Origin of the sequence: Pseudoalteromonas sp. P1-7a (assembly GCF_001401855.1) — a bacterium.
Taxonomy (GTDB): Bacteria; Pseudomonadota; Gammaproteobacteria; order Enterobacterales; family Alteromonadaceae; genus Pseudoalteromonas.
Window position 1 is genome coordinate 1 of record NZ_LKDU01000125.1, and the last position, 302, is coordinate 302.

At 49.0% G+C, this 302-nt stretch carries 1 tRNA gene; it reads left to right on the forward strand.

Annotated features, from left to right (window positions below):
• The first annotated feature begins 7 nt into the window (after positions 1 to 7).
• Positions 8 to 83, forward strand: a tRNA-Gly gene (locus AN389_RS19790).
• Positions 84 to 302 lie beyond the last annotated feature (219 nt).

A 302-nucleotide genomic window follows, 5' to 3' on the forward strand; every position in this document is an offset into this window, starting at 1 on the left:
CTATAAAGCGGCACTAGCTCAGTTGGTAGAGCGCGACCTTGCCAAGGTCGAGGTCACGAGTTCGAGCCTCGTGTGCCGCTCCAATTTCTCACCAAAAGAAATTGGTATAGCGTATAGCTCATAAAATTTATAGTTCATAAAGCGGTACTAGCTCAGTTGCCAGAATGTTGAACGCGACCCGTCGCGCACCAACGGACAAATTACTGACTAACGATAAAGCGGCACTAGCTCAGTTGCCAGAATGTTGAACGCGACCCGTCGCGCACCAACGGACAAATTACTGACTAACTATAAAGCGGCAC